The organism is Curtobacterium sp. UCD-KPL2560 (assembly GCF_001705035.1).
In the GTDB taxonomy this organism is placed as follows: Bacteria; Actinomycetota; Actinomycetes; order Actinomycetales; family Microbacteriaceae; genus Curtobacterium.
Genome location: NZ_MCIG01000031.1, coordinates 1 through 14,340 on the forward strand (window position 1 = coordinate 1; position 14,340 = coordinate 14,340).

A 14,340-nucleotide genomic window follows, 5' to 3' on the forward strand; every position below is an offset into this window, starting at 1 on the left:
GCCTTGGCGACGTGAGCCTGGGCTGCTGGGGCCGCGGGGGCGGGTGCCTGGGCCGCGGGAGCCGTCGAGCGGGTCCGGCGTGCGGGCTTCCGGGCTGCGGCGCGCTCGGCCTCGAGGGCAGCGCGACGGGACAGGTGCACGACCGGGGTCCCCGGCTGCTGCTGGTGGTGGTCGTGTGTCGTCGTCATGGCCGTCGACCATTCTGCACGAGTCTGACGCTTTGTACAGGCCTCGTCGTGATCTCACCGTTACCGACCAGCTGGGAGGCTCCTGACCCGGAGTGCCGTCTGCGTGCCGCCTGGACGTCGGGTCGGTAGTGTCCGAGACCAGCGACCGGAAGGACCTGCACCATGGCCCGAACGCCGCGGGAACGGCACGAACCCGTCGACCTCGCCACCGCCGAGGTCGTCCTCACGGGCACCCAGGACCTGCTGCCCGTGCTCCGCGCGGCGGCCGTGCGCGCCGGTGTGGACGCCGGTCGGATGCGCGTCGTCCACCTCGACGACCTGCCCGATCCGGACGACCGACCGGACGCCGAGCTCGCCGTCATCGCCATCCGCCGTCGCGGCGACGGTCCGGCGTTCCACCGTGCGCAGGAGGCCGCCGAGCGCATCGAACCGCTGCTCGCGCCGAACGCCGTCCGGGTCGTGGTCACGGTCTCCGGCGTCACCCGGCTCGCGCCCAAGGTCGAACGGACCCTGACGTCCGAGGTCCTGCACCAGATCGGTGCCGCATCGGCCACGTCCGGCTTCCGACGCCCGTTCCGCGACCTCCGCTCCCGGCTCGGCCTCGCCGGGCTGCGCGCCTCGGGCGTCCGCGTCTTCCGGATCACCCTGTAGCGGTCGGCGCGTCACCGACCGGCGCCCGCTGGCCCCGCCGCCTGCGGCCGGGTATCTTGACGTCGAGACATCCCGAGCCCCGAGTAGCGTGGGGCGGACCGACGGCTGAACAAGGGAGTACCCGCCAGCATGGCCAAGATCATCTACACCCTCACGGACGAAGCACCGTTCCTCGCGACCCACTCGTTCCTGCCCGTCGTCGAGGCCTTCGCCCGCACGGCCGGCGTCGACGTCGAGACGCGCGACATCTCGCTGTCGGGCCGCATCATCGCCCTGTTCCCGGAGCGGCTCAGTGCCGAGCAGCGCCTGGACGACGCCCTCGCCGAGCTCGGGGAGCTCGCGAAGTCCCCCGAGGCGAACATCATCAAGCTGCCGAACATCTCGGCCTCGATCCCGCAGCTCAAGGCCGCGATCGCCGAGCTCCAGGCGCAGGGGTACGACCTGCCCGCCTACCCCGACGAGCCCACCACGGACGAGGAGCGCGACGTCCGCGCCCGCTACGACCGCGTCAAGGGCAGCGCCGTGAACCCGGTGCTCCGCGAGGGCAACTCGGACCGCCGCGCGCCGCTGTCGGTGAAGAACTACGCCCGGAAGCACCCGCACCGCATGGGTGCGTGGAGCGCCGACTCGAAGACGAACGTCGTGACCATGGGCACGGACGACTTCCGGTCGAACGAGCAGTCCTGGATCGCACCCGCCGACGACACCCTGACGATCGAGTTCGTGGGCGCCGACGGCGAGACCACCGTGCTCAAGCAGTCGATCCCGGTCCTCGCGGGCGAGGTCGTCGACGGCACGGTCCTGCACGTCCGTGCGCTCGAGGCGTTCCTCCGGGACCAGATCGCCGCCGCGAAGGAGCAGGGCGTCCTGTTCTCGGTGCACCTCAAGGCCACGATGATGAAGGTCTCCGACCCGATCATCTTCGGCCACGTCATCCGCGCGTTCTTCCCGTCGGTGTTCGAGCGCTTCGGTGCCGACCTCGCCGCCGCCGGACTCAACCCGAACGACGGCCTCGGCTCGGTCCTCGCCGGGCTCGACGCGGTGCCGAACGGTGCCGAGATCAAGCAGGCGTTCGCGGACGGCATCGACGCCGGCCCCGAGCTCGCGATGGTCGACTCCGACAAGGGCACCACGAACCTGCACGTGCCGAGCGACGTCATCGTCGACGCGTCCATGCCCGCCATGATCCGCACCTCCGGCCACATGTGGGGTCCGGACGGCGAGGAGCACGACACCCTCGCGGTCATCCCGGACTCGAGCTACGCCGGCATCTACCAGGCCGTCATCGAGGACTGCCGCGCACACGGCGCCTTCGACCCGGCGACCATGGGCTCGGTGCCCAACGTCGGGCTCATGGCGCTGAAGGCCGAGGAGTACGGCTCGCACGACAAGACCTTCGAGGTCCCGGGCGCCGGTCGCGTCCGCGTCGTCACGAGCGGTGGCGAGACCGTCATCGAGCACGAGGTCGAGCAGGGCGACATCTGGCGCGCCTGCCAGACCAAGGACGTCGCGATCCGCGACTGGGTGAAGCTCGCCGTCTCGCGCGCCCGCGCCACCGGCACGCCCGCGGTGTTCTGGCTCGACGAGACCCGCGCCCACGACGCGAACCTCATCGGCCTCGTCCGCACGTACCTGGGCGAGCACGACACCGACGGCCTGCAGATCGAGGTCATGTCGCCCGAGGACGCCATGCGCTTCTCGCTCGAGCGCATCCGCCGCGGCGAGGACACCATCTCGGTCACGGGCAACGTCCTCCGCGACTACCTCACCGACCTGTTCCCGATCATGGAGCTCGGCACCTCGGCGAAGATGCTCTCGGTCGTCCCGCTCCTCGGCGGTGGCGGGCTGTTCGAGACCGGTGCCGGCGGGTCCGCCCCGAAGCACGTGCAGCAGCTCGTCGAGCAGGACTACCTGCGCTGGGACTCGCTCGGCGAGTTCCTGGCGCTGGCGGTCTCGTTCGAGCACCTCGCGGGCGTCACGGGCAACGCGCGGGCCAAGGTCCTCGCGGACACGCTCGACCGCGCGACCGGCCGGTTCCTCGATGAGGACAAGTCCCCGGGCCGCAAGCTCGGCTCGATCGACAACCGCGGCAGCCACTTCTACCTGGCGAAGTTCTGGGCCGACGAGCTCGCGACGCAGACCGAGGACACCGAGCTCGCAGCGGCGTTCCGGAGCCTGGCCACGCAGCTCGACGAGCAGGAGCAGACGATCGTCGACGAGCTGGTCGCCGTGCAGGGGAAGCCGGTCGACATCGGCGGGTACTACCGTCCGGACAGCGAGAAGACGAACGCGGTCATGCGTCCGTCCGCGACCCTGAACGCGGCGCTCGCGACGCTCTAGGCGCGACCGCCCACACGACGGGAGGCGCGGTGCCGGCCGGCACCGCGCCTCCCGTCCGTCCAGGCGGGTCCGTCAGCTCCGCGACGGGACCGGCGGGCCGACCACGAGCAGGGCGGTGAACACGAGCGCCACCGCGACCACGCCGACGGCGACCGCCAGCCCGGGCCGACGGACCACGACGAAGAGCAGCCGGTCCCACGCGCCCGAGCGCTCGTCGGCCTCGCGGCGCCACGGACCCTCGAGCATCCCGCGGCGCGCGACGGCGACCTCGAACGGCACGGTGGCGTACGGCACGACCGCGCTCGCCCAGCCGAGCACGAGCGCCCCGACCGACCAGCGCTGGTTCACCGCGACGACCGTGGTGACGACGAGGTAGGCGAGGAAGACGAACCCGTGCACCCCGCCGCCGATCCGGACGCCCCAGTCCCCCGCGTGCAGCCCGTACTTCAGCACCATCCCGGCGATCAGCAGCGTCCAGGTCACGAGTTCGGCCACCGCTGCGGCGCGGAACAGGGAGCGAGGGGTCATGCACGACATGGTCGCGGACCGCTCCTGGAGAACAGCCGGAACGCCGAGCGGCGGGCGACACGGCGGTGCCCGCGACGGGACGGCTCCTCCCGACACGGCGCTCGCTCGTATCGATTCGACACTGCCAGCGGGTAGCGTCGACCCCATGTCAGCGCCGACCCCGAACCGCCCACTGGACATCGTCGTCTGGAACGAGAACGTGCACGAGAGCCGCGGCGACGCGACCGTGCTCGGCCACTACCCCGACGGCATCCACACCGTCGTCGCCGATGCCCTGCGCGAGCTGCACCCCGACGCCACGGTCGGCACGGCGACCCTGCAGGACCCGGAGCACGGGCTGACCGAGGAGCGCCTGGCCGGCACCGACGTCCTGTTCTGGTGGGGACACGTGGCGCACGACCAGGTCGCGGACGAGGTCGTCGACCGCGTCGTGCGTGCCGTGCACGCCGGCATGGGCCTGGTCGTCCTGCACTCCGGGCACTACTCGAAACCGTTCACCCGCCTGATGGGCACGACGTGCTCGCTGAAGTGGCGGAACGACGGGGAGCGCGAGCTCGTCTGGACGATCGCCCCGGAGCACCCGATCGCCGCGGGCGTCCCGCACCCGATCGTGATCGACCGGCAGGAGATGTACGGCGAGTACTTCGACATCCCGCGCCCCGACGAGGAGGTCTTCCTGTCCACCTTCGCGGGCGGCGAGGTCTTCCGGTCGGGTGTCGCCTACCGCCGGGGCCTCGGCCGGGTGTTCTACTTCTCGCCCGGCGACCAGGAGTACCCGGTGTACCACCACCCCGACGTCCGACGGGTGCTCGCGAACGCCGCCGCCTGGGCCGCGCCGACCTCCGAACGGCGCACGCTGACCGCCGACCCCCACCCGCGGGACTGGTTCCTCGGGGGTGACTCCCGGTAGAACGGTGGGGTGGACACCCCCAACGACGACGGCGCCGCGCGTCGCACCGCGGTCATCGAGGCACTCGACGTGCTCGGTGCCGGTCCGGAGGAGCGGTTCGACCGCATCACCCGGATGACCCACGAGGCGTTCGGCGTCCCGCTGACCTTCCTCAACCTCGTGCACCACGACCTGGTCACGACGCAGTCGACGTTCGGGTGGCAGCAGGGGACGAGCGTGCCCGCGAGCGAGCAGTTCTGCGCGACGACGGTGCTCACCCCGGAGCCGATGGTCATCCCCGACACGACGCTCGACCCGCGCTTCGCGCACACCGCCGCGGTCGCGGAGCACGGCATCCGGTTCTACGCGGGCGCACCGCTCAGCACGGTCGACGGCATCCGGGTCGGGACGCTGTGCGTGATGGACGCGCAGCCGCGGGTCTTCGCCGACGAGGACGTCGCCCTGCTCCGCGACCTCGCGCGCTGGGCGGAGCGGGAGCTCGGGCACTCGATCGAGCGGGGTCGCGTGCAGCGTGTCCTCGCGGGGCTCGTCCCCGACGCCGTCGCGGTGCCGGGTGCCGCCGTCGAGGGCCTGGTCCTGCCGCACGAGCGCGGTGGTGACGTCGTCGACTGGCGCGTCGCCGCGGACGGGTCGGTCCACGCGACGGTCGGCACGGTCGCCGCGGGGCGCGCCTCCGCCTTGCTCGCCGCATCGGTGCGGTCCGCGGTGGTCGCCAGGACGGACGTCGCGTTCGACGACGCGGTCGCCGGTCTGGAGGCGCAGCTCGGCCCCGACCTGACCGCTGCGGACGCCGTCGGGTCGCTCCTGCACCTGCGGCTCGACCCGTCGTCGGGTCACCTCGCGTGGACGGGCGCGGGCCCGGGCACGGCACTGCTGCTCCGCGCGGACGGCGACGGCACGGGCGAGGTGGTCCCGCTGCGCTCGGCCGACCTGCCGATCGGTCTGCAGCCCGCCGGACACCCCCGCACCACCGGGACGACCACCCTGGCGCCGGGCGACCGCGTGGTGCTGGCGACACCGGGTGCGCTGGCGCTCGGCGGGGTCGGCGGCGAGGACGGCTTGGCGGCGCTCGCGGCGGCGCACCCCGACGACCTGCTCGAGTGGCTCCGCACGGTCGCGTCCGACGACACCGCGGACCGGAGCATCGCCGTGGTGGTGCTCACCCGCCGCTGACCCCGCGCGGGCCCGGTCGGGGCTAGCGGACGGTTTCGTGCCGGCGGCGCTCCGGGTGCCCGGTGAGCGCGGCGACGAGGAGCGTGGCGAGCAGGACGAAGCCGGCGAGCTCGATCCCGAGTCCGGCGGTCTTCCAGTACGCGCTGCCGACGACCTGCGGCTGCGTGACGGCATCGGGCCACCAGGCGTCGAGGGTCGGCACCGTCCCGGGGAACGGGTCGAGCCCGAGAACGACGAGGCCACCGAGCAGCAGGGCGACCCCGACGGCTGCCATCGCGCCGCGGGACCGGTGCAGCATCCGGACGACGAGCGCCGCCGCCATCCCGGCGAAGCCGACGACGGCGAGCAGGAACGCCACCACGACGACCGGCTGCGGGGCGAGGGCCACCCAGTCGAGCACCGCGATCGGCAGCAGCAGCCACCGTCCCGTCAGCGCCCAGGTGCGCGGGCTCCGCCATCCGTCCATGCGGTCACGGTACGACAGGCCGTCGGGGGGTCCCCTGGGGGCCACCCTCGCGCAGGGTGCACCTGGCTACGATCGTCGGCATGGCGCAGGAGGGCAGGGGCCGGCAGCAGCGGGCGGTGGCGACGCGGGCGGCCCTGGTCGAGGCCGCGGCCCACGAGTTCGACGAACGCGGCTACCTCGGCACGTCGGTCGACGGCGTGGCCGAACGCGCCGGGCTGACGAAGGGCGCCGTCTACTTCCACTTCCGGTCGAAGGCGGACATGGCCGCCGCGGTCGTCGCCGCACAGAACGAGGTCTCCCGCCGCTACGCCGCCGCCGTGCGGGAGCGGTGCCTGTCGCCGCTCGAGTCGCTCATGTGGATGTCGCAGGGCGTCGCGACGCAGATGGTGCACGAGGTCGTGGTGAGCGCGGGCATCCGGCTCGCGACCGACGAGCACGCCGCGGCCGTGGTCCGGCGCGACCCGGACGCCGACTGGGTGCAGCACACCGCGTCGGTCGTGCGGCAGGCGATCGACGCGGGCGAGGTCGACCCCGCCTGGGACCCGGTGATGGTCGGCCGCGTGGTCGGTCCGGCGTTCGCCGGGGTGCAGATGACGTCCGACCGGCTGCACGACCGCGCCGACCTGTACGAACGGCTGCGCGAACTGTGGACGGTGCTGCTCGCGGCGATCGTCACGGAGCGGATGCGCCCGGAGATCCCCCGGCTCGTCGCGATCATCGACGCCGACACCGCCACGGACGCCGGGGCGGATCCGGATGCCGGTGACACCGCGTCGGACGACCCGCGCGACCGGGCGGCGGGGAACGGGCCCGCGGTCGTGGCGACGCGGGTCCCCCCAGGGACACCCACGTCGCCTCGCACAGAGGATACCAAGGAGTAGGTTTTTCGCCTCGCCCCCGTTCGCGGGCCTGTGACGGCGCTCAGCCGTGCGGTCCGACTACCCTGACCGGATGCCCACGCCCGCCGCCGAGCACGAGGTCGACGCCGACCTCGTGGCCGCGCTGCTCCGCGACCAGCACCCCGACCTCGCCGACCTGCCGCTGCGCGTCGTCGCGAACGGCTGGGACAACGTGATCGTCCGGGTGGGTGCCGACCTGGCCGTCCGACTCCCCCGCCGGTCCGCCGCGGCCGAGCTCGTCGCGCACGAACAGCGCTGGCTGCCCGGCATCGCCGCACGCGTGGCCGCGGTCGCACCCGTGCCCGCCCCGGTCCGCACCGGGCGCCCGGCACACGGGTACCCGTGGTCGTGGAGCATCGTGCCGTGGCTGGCCGGTCGACCGGCGGACGCGGTGCCGCAGGGCCGACCGGTCGCCGAGGACCTCGCCGCCTTCCTGAGGTGCCTGCACGTGCCCGCTGCGGCGGACGCACCACGCAACCCCTTCCGCGCCGTGCCGCTCGCCGAGCGGGACGCGGCGGTGACGACGCGACTGACGACGACGGACGTGCCCCGTGCCGTGGAGGCGGCCGCGCTCTGGCGGACCGCGATCGACGCGCCCGCGCACACCGGGCCTCCCGTCTGGGTGCACGGCGACCTGCACCCGTCCAACGTGCTCGTCGACGACCGCCCCGACGGAGCGGTCCGCCTGTCGGCGGTCGTCGACTTCGGCGACGTGACCGCGGGGGACCCGGCCGTCGACCTCGCCACCCGGTGGCTCACCCTCGACCGGGAGGCGCGGACCGCCTTCGCGACGCGGGTCGCGGCCGACGACGCGACCTGGACGCGCGCCCGCGGCTGGGCGGTCGCGATCGCCTCGGCGCTCGCGACGAGCGACGAGCCGGGCCACCGGGACGTCGCGGTCCGGGCGCTCGACGCCGTGCTCGACGACTGAGACCGGTCCGCGCACACCCCTGGACGGCCGTCGGTCCCGGGCGTACGCTTCCTCGCACCTGACCGTGCACTGGAGATCGGAGGGGCCTGATGACCCTCGAGTTCCGCGTCCCGCACGACGTCGACACCGACGCCTCCCCCGCCGCAGTCCGCCGCGACACCGCACCGCCCGCCCCGGGACCGTCGGGGCTGCGCGGACTCCTCGACCGGTGGGCCGCACACCGCGCCGCCGCCCGCGACCGCCGCCTGGCCGCCCACGTGCAGGAGCTCGGCGAGCTGCAGCGGCTCCTCACCGACGCCCGCGGGGTCGTCGAGCGCGGCTGGGTGCAGCACGCCTGGTTCACCTACCTCGACGAGCACGGTCGGCAGCGCACCGCGTCGAGCGCCGCCGCGACCGAGGCGCAGGGGCGCCCGCTCGTCGGCGCGTGCCTCGTCGGCGCGGTGGTCTCGGCCGCCGGCGGTCCGCAGGCCGTGCACACCCAACCCGTGCAGCGCGCCCTCGACCTGGTGTGGCACGCGCTCGCCGCCGACGAGGGCCGGCCCGTGCTGTGGACGCCGGCGCCCGACGTCCGCACCGCCCGTGTGCGCGACCTGACCCGGTGGAACGACGGACCGGACCGGACGCAGGAGCAGGTCGCCTCCCTCCTGCTCACGGCCGAGCGGGTCGCCGTGCACGAGTCGGCGCGCGTGACCGCCCGCCGGGTGGCAGCATCGGCGACGTGACGAACACCGACCCGGTCCCCGCCGTGACCCCGGCACCGCCCGCCGACGCGATCGTGTCGAGCAGGCTGTCCACGCTGTCCGACGAGGGGACCTCGCCGACCACGGACGCCGCGATGCTGAAGGACACGCTGCACCGGTACCTGCGCAAGCACCGGGCCGCGCTGCTGGCGAAGCTCGACGGCCTCGCGGAGCGGCAGGCCCGGTGGCCGCTCACCCCGACGGGCACGAACGTCCTCGGACTCGTCAAGCACGTCGCCGGCGTGCAGGCCGGGTACCTCGGCACGGTGTTCGGCCGACCGCTGCCCGACCCGCCCGCCTGGCTCGAGTCGTGGGACGGCGCCGACATGTACGCCTCGCTCGACGAGTCGACGGCCGACGTCGTCGCGTTCCACCACCGCAGTGCCGCGCACGCCGACGCGACCATCGAGGCGCTCGACCTCGACGCCCGCGGGGTCGTCCCGTGGTGGCCGGAGGGGCACCGCGAGGTGACGCTGCACCGGATCCTCGTGCACATGGCGTACGAGACCGCCCGGCACGCGGGGCACGCGGACATCGTGCGCGAGATGCTCGACGGCCTGGCGGGCGACGGGGACGGCAACCTCGCCGCCAAGAGTCCGGCGGAGTGGGCGGCGTGGCGGGAGCACCTGGTCGACATCGCCGAGCGTGCGGGACTGCCGGACCGCGCCTGATACCCGACCGTCGGTCGGCATCGTTACCGTTCTCCCAGGAAGTGACCGCTCACCATTCGCTGATCAGGGATTTCCCTGTGGTCGAACACGCAGGATCCGCGCGGGACCGTCCGTCGCCGTTGTACAAGCGCGGGGTGCCCGCCGTACGGTCGGTCGGGTTCGAGCCCCGTCCTGTGGGGCGTTCGGCCGACCAGGGAGGAACCCCCACGTGTTCCAGTACGTCGTCGAGCGGTGGGACCAGATCTGGTTCGCGTCGTGGCAGCACTTCTCACTGGTGGTCCAGTGCACGGTGCTCGCCGCGGTCATCGCCGTGGTGCTCGCCACGCTCGTCTACCGCAGTCCGCGGCTGAGCTCCGTCGCCAACGCGGTGTCCGCGATCGGCCTCACCCTGCCGTCGTTCGCGGTGATCGGTCTGCTCATCGTGCCGCTCGGCTTCGGCGTGCTGCCGTCCGTCGTGACGGTCGTGTTCTTCGCCGCGCTGCCCATCCTGCGCAACGCGGTGGTCGGGCTCGCCGAGATCCCGCCGACGGTCGTCGAGTCCGCGCGGGGGATCGGGATGAGCCGCATCCGCACCCTGCTGCAGGTCGAGCTGCCGATGGCGTGGCCGATCATCCTCAGCGGTGTCCGCGTCTCGGCGCAGATGGTGATGGGCATCGCCGCGATCGCCGCGTACGCGCTCGGTCCCGGCCTCGGTGGCTTCATCTTCTCCGGCCTGTCCCGCCTCGGCGGCGCGAACGCCCTGAACGCCGTGGTCGTGGGCGTCGTCGGCGTCGTGCTGCTCGCCCTCGTCCTCGACCTGCTCCTCATCGGCCTCGGCCGTCTGACCACCCCGAGAGGTATCCGTGTCCAGCACTGACTCCGCCACCACCGCCCCCGCCGGTGACGTCACCGGCCGCAGCATCCTGCTCGACGAGGTCACCAAGCGGTACCCCGGGCAGCAGAAGCCCGCGGTCGACGGCATCACGCTCGAGATCCCGGCCGGCAAGGTCGTCATGCTCGTCGGGCCGTCCGGCTGTGGCAAGACGACGACGCTGAAGATGATCAACCGCCTGATCGAGCCCACCGAGGGCCGGATCGTCGTCGGCGACGAGGACGTCACGGGCATCGACGGCGACGAGCTGCGCCGCCGCATGGGCTACGTCATCCAGGCCGGGGGGCTCTTCCCGCACATGACGGTCGCCGCGAACATCGCGATCGTGCCGAAGATTCTCGGCTGGTCGAAGGAGAAGATCGCCGCCCGTGTCGACGAGCTGCTCGACCTCGTCTCGCTCGACCCCGACACCTACCGCGACCGGTTCCCCCGCGAGCTGTCCGGCGGGCAGCAGCAGCGCGTCGGCGTCGCCCGGGCGCTCGCGGCGGACCCGCCCGTCCTGCTCATGGACGAGCCGTTCGGCGCCGTCGACCCGATCACCCGGCAGCGCCTGCAGGACGAGCTCCTGCGCATCCAGGAGGAGCTGCACAAGACGATCGTCATCGTCACGCACGACTTCGACGAGGCCGTGAAGCTCGGCGACTGGATCGTGATCTTCACCGAGGGCGCGCACATCGTGCAGTACGACACCCCGGAGCGCATCCTGGCCGAGCCGGCGAACGAGTTCGTCGAGAACTTCATCGGCTCCGGTGCCGGCCTGAAGCAGCTCACCCTGAACCGGGTGCGCGACGTCGAGCTCGCCCCGGCCGTCACCTGCTCGCCCGGCGAGGAGACCCGGGCCGTCCTGCAGCGCATGGACGAGGCCGGTGGACACCAGCACGCCGTGGTCGTCGACCGGCGGCAGCGGCCGATCGGGTGGCCGACCCGTCGCCAGCTCGAGCGCCTGACCCGCGTGCCCGAGGGCATCGAGCCCGAGCTGCCCGTGGTCGGCGAGGCCGCGACGCTCAACGACGCGCTCGACACCATGCTCGTCTCGAGCGCCGGCGCCGCACTGGTGACCGGTCGCGGCGAGTCCTTCCGCGGCGTCATCACCGTCGAGACCGTGATGGACGCCATCACCCGGTCCCGCGCGGCCGCCGCCTCCGACCAGGCGTACGCCCCGGTCGGCACGAACACGAACCCGATCGAGACGCTGCCGTCGTCGCCCGCCGTCGTCGAGGAGCGGAACGACGAGCAGCAGGCCCGTGACGGCGACGCGTCCCGCGAGGGGGACCGGTGAGCACCGCCGTCGCCGGCCCGGCCACCGGTGAGCGGACGCCCTGGAAGGGGCTCCTCGTGCAGCCGATCGCGATCCTGGTCGTCCTCGCCGGGTTCGTCGTCTGGCTCGCCACCGCCGACCTGTCCGCCACCGAGCGCTCGACCCTGAACCCGAGCGGCATCCTCGACCTGACCGGGCAGCACCTCGTCCTCACCCTGCAGGCCACCGTGCTCGTGCTCGTGATCGGCATCCCGCTCGGGGTCCTGCTCACCCGCGGGCCCCTGCGCCGCGCGAGCACCGCCGTCATCGCGGTCGCGAACTTCGGCCAGGCGGCCCCGGCGGTCGGCCTCATCGTGCTGCTCGCGGCGTGGCTCGGCCTGAACAGCTGGTCGGCGGTCGTCGCCCTCGTGCTGTACGCGATCCTGCCGGTGCTCCGGAACACCATGCTCGGGGTGCAGAGCGTCGACGAGCGCCTCGTCGAGGCCGGCCGGGGCATGGGCATGAGCGCGTTCGCCGTCCTGCTCAAGGTGGAGCTCCCGCTCGCCGTGCCGGTCATGCTCTCCGGCATCCGCACCGCGCTCGTGCTCCTCGTCGGGACCGCGAGCCTGGCGACCTTCGTCGGCGCGGGCGGCCTCGGCCTGCTCATCACCACGGGCGTGAACCTGTTCCTGCCGAAGGTGCTCGTCTCGGGCGCGCTCCTCGTCGCCCTGCTCGCCCTGACCATCGACTGGATCGGCCGCGTGGTCGAGACGGTCGCACGACCGAAGGGACTCCGATGACGGACCACAGCCGTACGCAGGAGCGCACGACGCGAGCCGACGTGCCGGACGTGCGCCGCGCCTCCCGGCCGTCCGCCCGCCGCCGTGTGCTCGCCGCAGCCGCCGTGGCGGGCGCGAGCGCCCTCGTGCTGGCGGGCTGCGGCCTGCAGCCCGCCGCGTCCTTCGTGCCGGGTGCAGCCCCCGGGTCGATCCACCGGATCGACGACCTGCCGGAGGCTGCGTCCATCACCGTGACGTCGAAGAACTTCACGGAGCAGCTCGTCCTCGGCAAGATCGCCGTGCTCGCCGCCAAGGCCGCGGGCTTCGACGTCACCGACGAGACGAACGTGCCGGGTTCCGTCGCGGTGCGCGAGCTGATGACCTCGCACGACGCCGACGTCACCTGGGAGTACACGGGCACCGCCTGGCTGACCTTCATGGCGCACGAGCAGGGGATCCCGGACAAGACCGAGCAGTGGCAGGCCGTCAAGCAGGAGGACGCGCGCAACGGGCTGACCTGGCTCGAGCCGGCGCCGATGAACAACACGTACGCGTTCGCGGTCCGCGACGAGGCCGTCGCCGAGCTCGGGAACGTGAAGACCCTGTCGGACATCACGAAGCTGCCGGTCGACCAGCGCACGTTCTGCGTCGAGTCGGAGTTCAACTCCCGTGCGGACGGCTTCAAGCCGATGCTCGAGAAGTACGGGCTGGAGCTCGGTGGATCGGGGGAGAACGCCGTGCCGAACGGCAACGTCAGCATCCTCGACACCGGCACGGTCTACACCGCGACCGACCGTGGCAAGTGCAACTTCGGCGAGGTGTTCACGACCGACGGCCGCATCAAGTCGCTCGGGCTGACCGTGCTCCAGGACGACCGGGCGTTCTTCCCGGCGTACAACGTCGCACCCGTGATCGACTCGGCGACGCTGCGCGAGTACCCGCAGCTCCGGGGCGTGTACGACCAGATCTCGCCGAAGCTCACGGACGCCGTGCTGCAGGAGCTGAACCGGCAGGTGGACGTCGAGGGCCGCGAGCCGGCGGACGTCGCGTTCGACTGGATGGTGCGGGAGGGCTTCATCACGAAGCCGTGACCCGCGGGCCGCGTCGCGACGTGGACGGGACGGACGGGAGGCGCGGTGCCGGTGGGTGCCGCGCCTCCCGTCCTGCACGGGGTCGCGTCGGGCGCGGTGCGCGTGTCCCGCCGGTGCGGCGTCGGGTCGCGGGCGGCGCTCGGCGGGTCCGGCGTCGGGTCGCGGGCGCGCGTCCCGCCCGTCAGGCGGAGGCGAGCCGGGCTGCCGTGTCGCTGATCGTCGTGACGAGCCGCTCGCGCACCTCGGCGGGCTCGGACCCGTCGTGCCGGGCGGCGCTCCGCAGTCCGGTCATGCACATGCCGAGCAGCATCTCGGCCGCCTCGGGCGTCGCCGCCTCCGGGCCCCAGGCCGGGTCGCGCGCGAGGATCGTGCGGACCGCGCCGGTCATCGCCTCGGCCACCGTCGTCATCCGGGTGACCTGCCGCCGGACCAGCTGTGGGAAGCGCACGATCACCTCCTTGCGGTGCTCGCGCTCGCGTTCGTCGCCGAAGGAGTCGCCGAACACCAGGAACGCCAGGTCGACGACGGCCTCGACGACCGGGCGGCCGGAGACCTCGGCGAGGTGCGCGTCGAGGGTCGCGGGGGACAGGTCGAGCTCGGTGTGCCCGAGGACCGCGTCCTCCTTGCTCTCGAAGTAGTTGAAGAACGTCCGCGGCGAGACGTCGGCCCGCGCCGCGATCTGCTCGATCGTGGTGCGGTCGAGGTCCTGCTCGAGGGCCAGGGAGCGCGCGGCGTCGGCGATGCGCCGGCGGGTCTCGCGGCGCTTGCGGTCGCGCAGACCCATCGTCGGTGCGGGGTCGGACATGGGTCGTACTGTAACCGTCCCGCCGGTGACCCCGGGGCACGCCCGCCCGCGCACCCCCGG

The 14,340-nt window shown here is 73.2% G+C and carries 15 protein-coding genes and 1 pseudogene; 12 read left to right on the forward strand and 4 right to left on the reverse strand.

Going from position 1 to position 14,340, the window contains the following annotated elements; all coding sequences use genetic code 11:
* Positions 1 to 188: pseudogene (locus BEP24_RS08970) on the reverse strand (hypothetical protein); the annotation flags it as partial.
* Between the two features lie 162 nt (positions 189 to 350).
* Between BEP24_RS08970 and BEP24_RS08975 the strand changes: the two are divergent.
* Entirely contained in the window at positions 351 to 839 is a 489-nt protein-coding gene (locus BEP24_RS08975) for a hypothetical protein (protein WP_065962525.1), read from the forward strand.
* Between the two features lie 129 nt (positions 840 to 968).
* On the forward strand, positions 969 to 3,179 hold the full coding sequence (locus BEP24_RS08980) for an NADP-dependent isocitrate dehydrogenase (protein WP_065962527.1): 2,211 nt from the start codon (positions 969 to 971) through the stop codon (positions 3,177 to 3,179).
* Positions 3,180 to 3,251: 72 nt separating this feature from the next.
* On the opposite strand, the gene BEP24_RS08985 is transcribed toward BEP24_RS08980, so the two are convergent.
* A complete protein-coding gene (locus BEP24_RS08985; RefSeq protein WP_065962529.1) occupies positions 3,252 to 3,707 on the reverse strand; it encodes a DUF3817 domain-containing protein in 456 nt (151 codons plus the stop codon).
* Between the two features lie 145 nt (positions 3,708 to 3,852).
* Between BEP24_RS08985 and BEP24_RS08990 the strand changes: the two genes are divergently transcribed.
* Together BEP24_RS08990 and BEP24_RS08995 are read left to right on the forward strand one after the other, a co-directional pair.
* Complete coding sequence (locus BEP24_RS08990; RefSeq protein ID WP_171898778.1) at positions 3,853 to 4,617, forward strand: ThuA domain-containing protein; 765 nt, start codon at positions 3,853 to 3,855, stop codon at positions 4,615 to 4,617.
* Positions 4,618 to 4,626: 9 nt separating this feature from the next.
* Complete coding sequence (locus BEP24_RS08995; RefSeq protein ID WP_065962533.1) at positions 4,627 to 5,790, forward strand: GAF domain-containing protein; 1,164 nt, start codon at positions 4,627 to 4,629, stop codon at positions 5,788 to 5,790.
* Between the two features lie 22 nt (positions 5,791 to 5,812).
* On the opposite strand, the gene BEP24_RS09000 is transcribed toward BEP24_RS08995, so the two are convergent.
* A complete protein-coding gene (locus BEP24_RS09000; protein ID WP_065962535.1) occupies positions 5,813 to 6,256 on the reverse strand; it encodes a hypothetical protein in 444 nt (147 codons plus the stop codon).
* An 80-nt stretch (positions 6,257 to 6,336) separates the two neighbouring features.
* On the opposite strand from BEP24_RS09000, the gene BEP24_RS09005 reads away from it, so the two are divergent.
* The 8 genes from BEP24_RS09005 to BEP24_RS09040 all read left to right on the forward strand — a co-directional run bounded on the left by BEP24_RS09005 (position 6,337) and on the right by BEP24_RS09040 (position 13,475).
* Positions 6,337 to 7,137: a ScbR family autoregulator-binding transcription factor gene (locus tag BEP24_RS09005; protein ID WP_065962536.1), complete on the forward strand. Its 801-nt coding sequence runs from the start codon at positions 6,337 to 6,339 to the stop codon at positions 7,135 to 7,137.
* A gap of 70 nt (positions 7,138 to 7,207) precedes the next feature.
* On the forward strand, positions 7,208 to 8,086 hold the full coding sequence (locus BEP24_RS09010) for an aminoglycoside phosphotransferase family protein (protein ID WP_065962538.1): 879 nt from the start codon (positions 7,208 to 7,210) through the stop codon (positions 8,084 to 8,086).
* 89 nt (positions 8,087 to 8,175) lie between these two features.
* A complete protein-coding gene (locus BEP24_RS09015; RefSeq protein WP_065962539.1) occupies positions 8,176 to 8,808 on the forward strand; it encodes a hypothetical protein in 633 nt (210 codons plus the stop codon).
* A complete protein-coding gene (locus BEP24_RS09020; RefSeq protein ID WP_216093122.1) occupies positions 8,805 to 9,497 on the forward strand; it encodes a DinB family protein in 693 nt (230 codons plus the stop codon). Before BEP24_RS09015 ends, BEP24_RS09020 begins: the two co-directional genes overlap by 4 nt.
* Before the next feature lie 208 nt (positions 9,498 to 9,705).
* Complete coding sequence (locus BEP24_RS09025; RefSeq protein ID WP_065962543.1) at positions 9,706 to 10,353, forward strand: ABC transporter permease; 648 nt, start codon at positions 9,706 to 9,708, stop codon at positions 10,351 to 10,353.
* Positions 10,340 to 11,647, forward strand: a complete 1,308-nt coding sequence (locus tag BEP24_RS09030; RefSeq protein ID WP_065962544.1) for an ATP-binding cassette domain-containing protein — start codon at positions 10,340 to 10,342, stop codon at positions 11,645 to 11,647. The genes BEP24_RS09025 and BEP24_RS09030 overlap by 14 nt, the downstream gene beginning before the upstream one ends.
* Complete coding sequence (locus tag BEP24_RS09035) at positions 11,644 to 12,405, forward strand: ABC transporter permease (RefSeq protein WP_065962549.1); 762 nt, start codon at positions 11,644 to 11,646, stop codon at positions 12,403 to 12,405. Before BEP24_RS09030 ends, BEP24_RS09035 begins: the two co-directional genes overlap by 4 nt.
* Positions 12,402 to 13,475: a glycine betaine ABC transporter substrate-binding protein gene (locus BEP24_RS09040; RefSeq protein ID WP_083230242.1), complete on the forward strand. Its 1,074-nt coding sequence runs from the start codon at positions 12,402 to 12,404 to the stop codon at positions 13,473 to 13,475. The genes BEP24_RS09035 and BEP24_RS09040 overlap by 4 nt, the downstream gene beginning before the upstream one ends.
* Positions 13,476 to 13,656: 181 nt before the next feature.
* On the opposite strand, the gene BEP24_RS17825 is transcribed toward BEP24_RS09040, so the two are convergent.
* A complete protein-coding gene (locus tag BEP24_RS17825) occupies positions 13,657 to 14,280 on the reverse strand; it encodes a TetR/AcrR family transcriptional regulator (protein ID WP_065962550.1) in 624 nt (207 codons plus the stop codon).
* Positions 14,281 to 14,340: the final 60 nt, after the last annotated feature.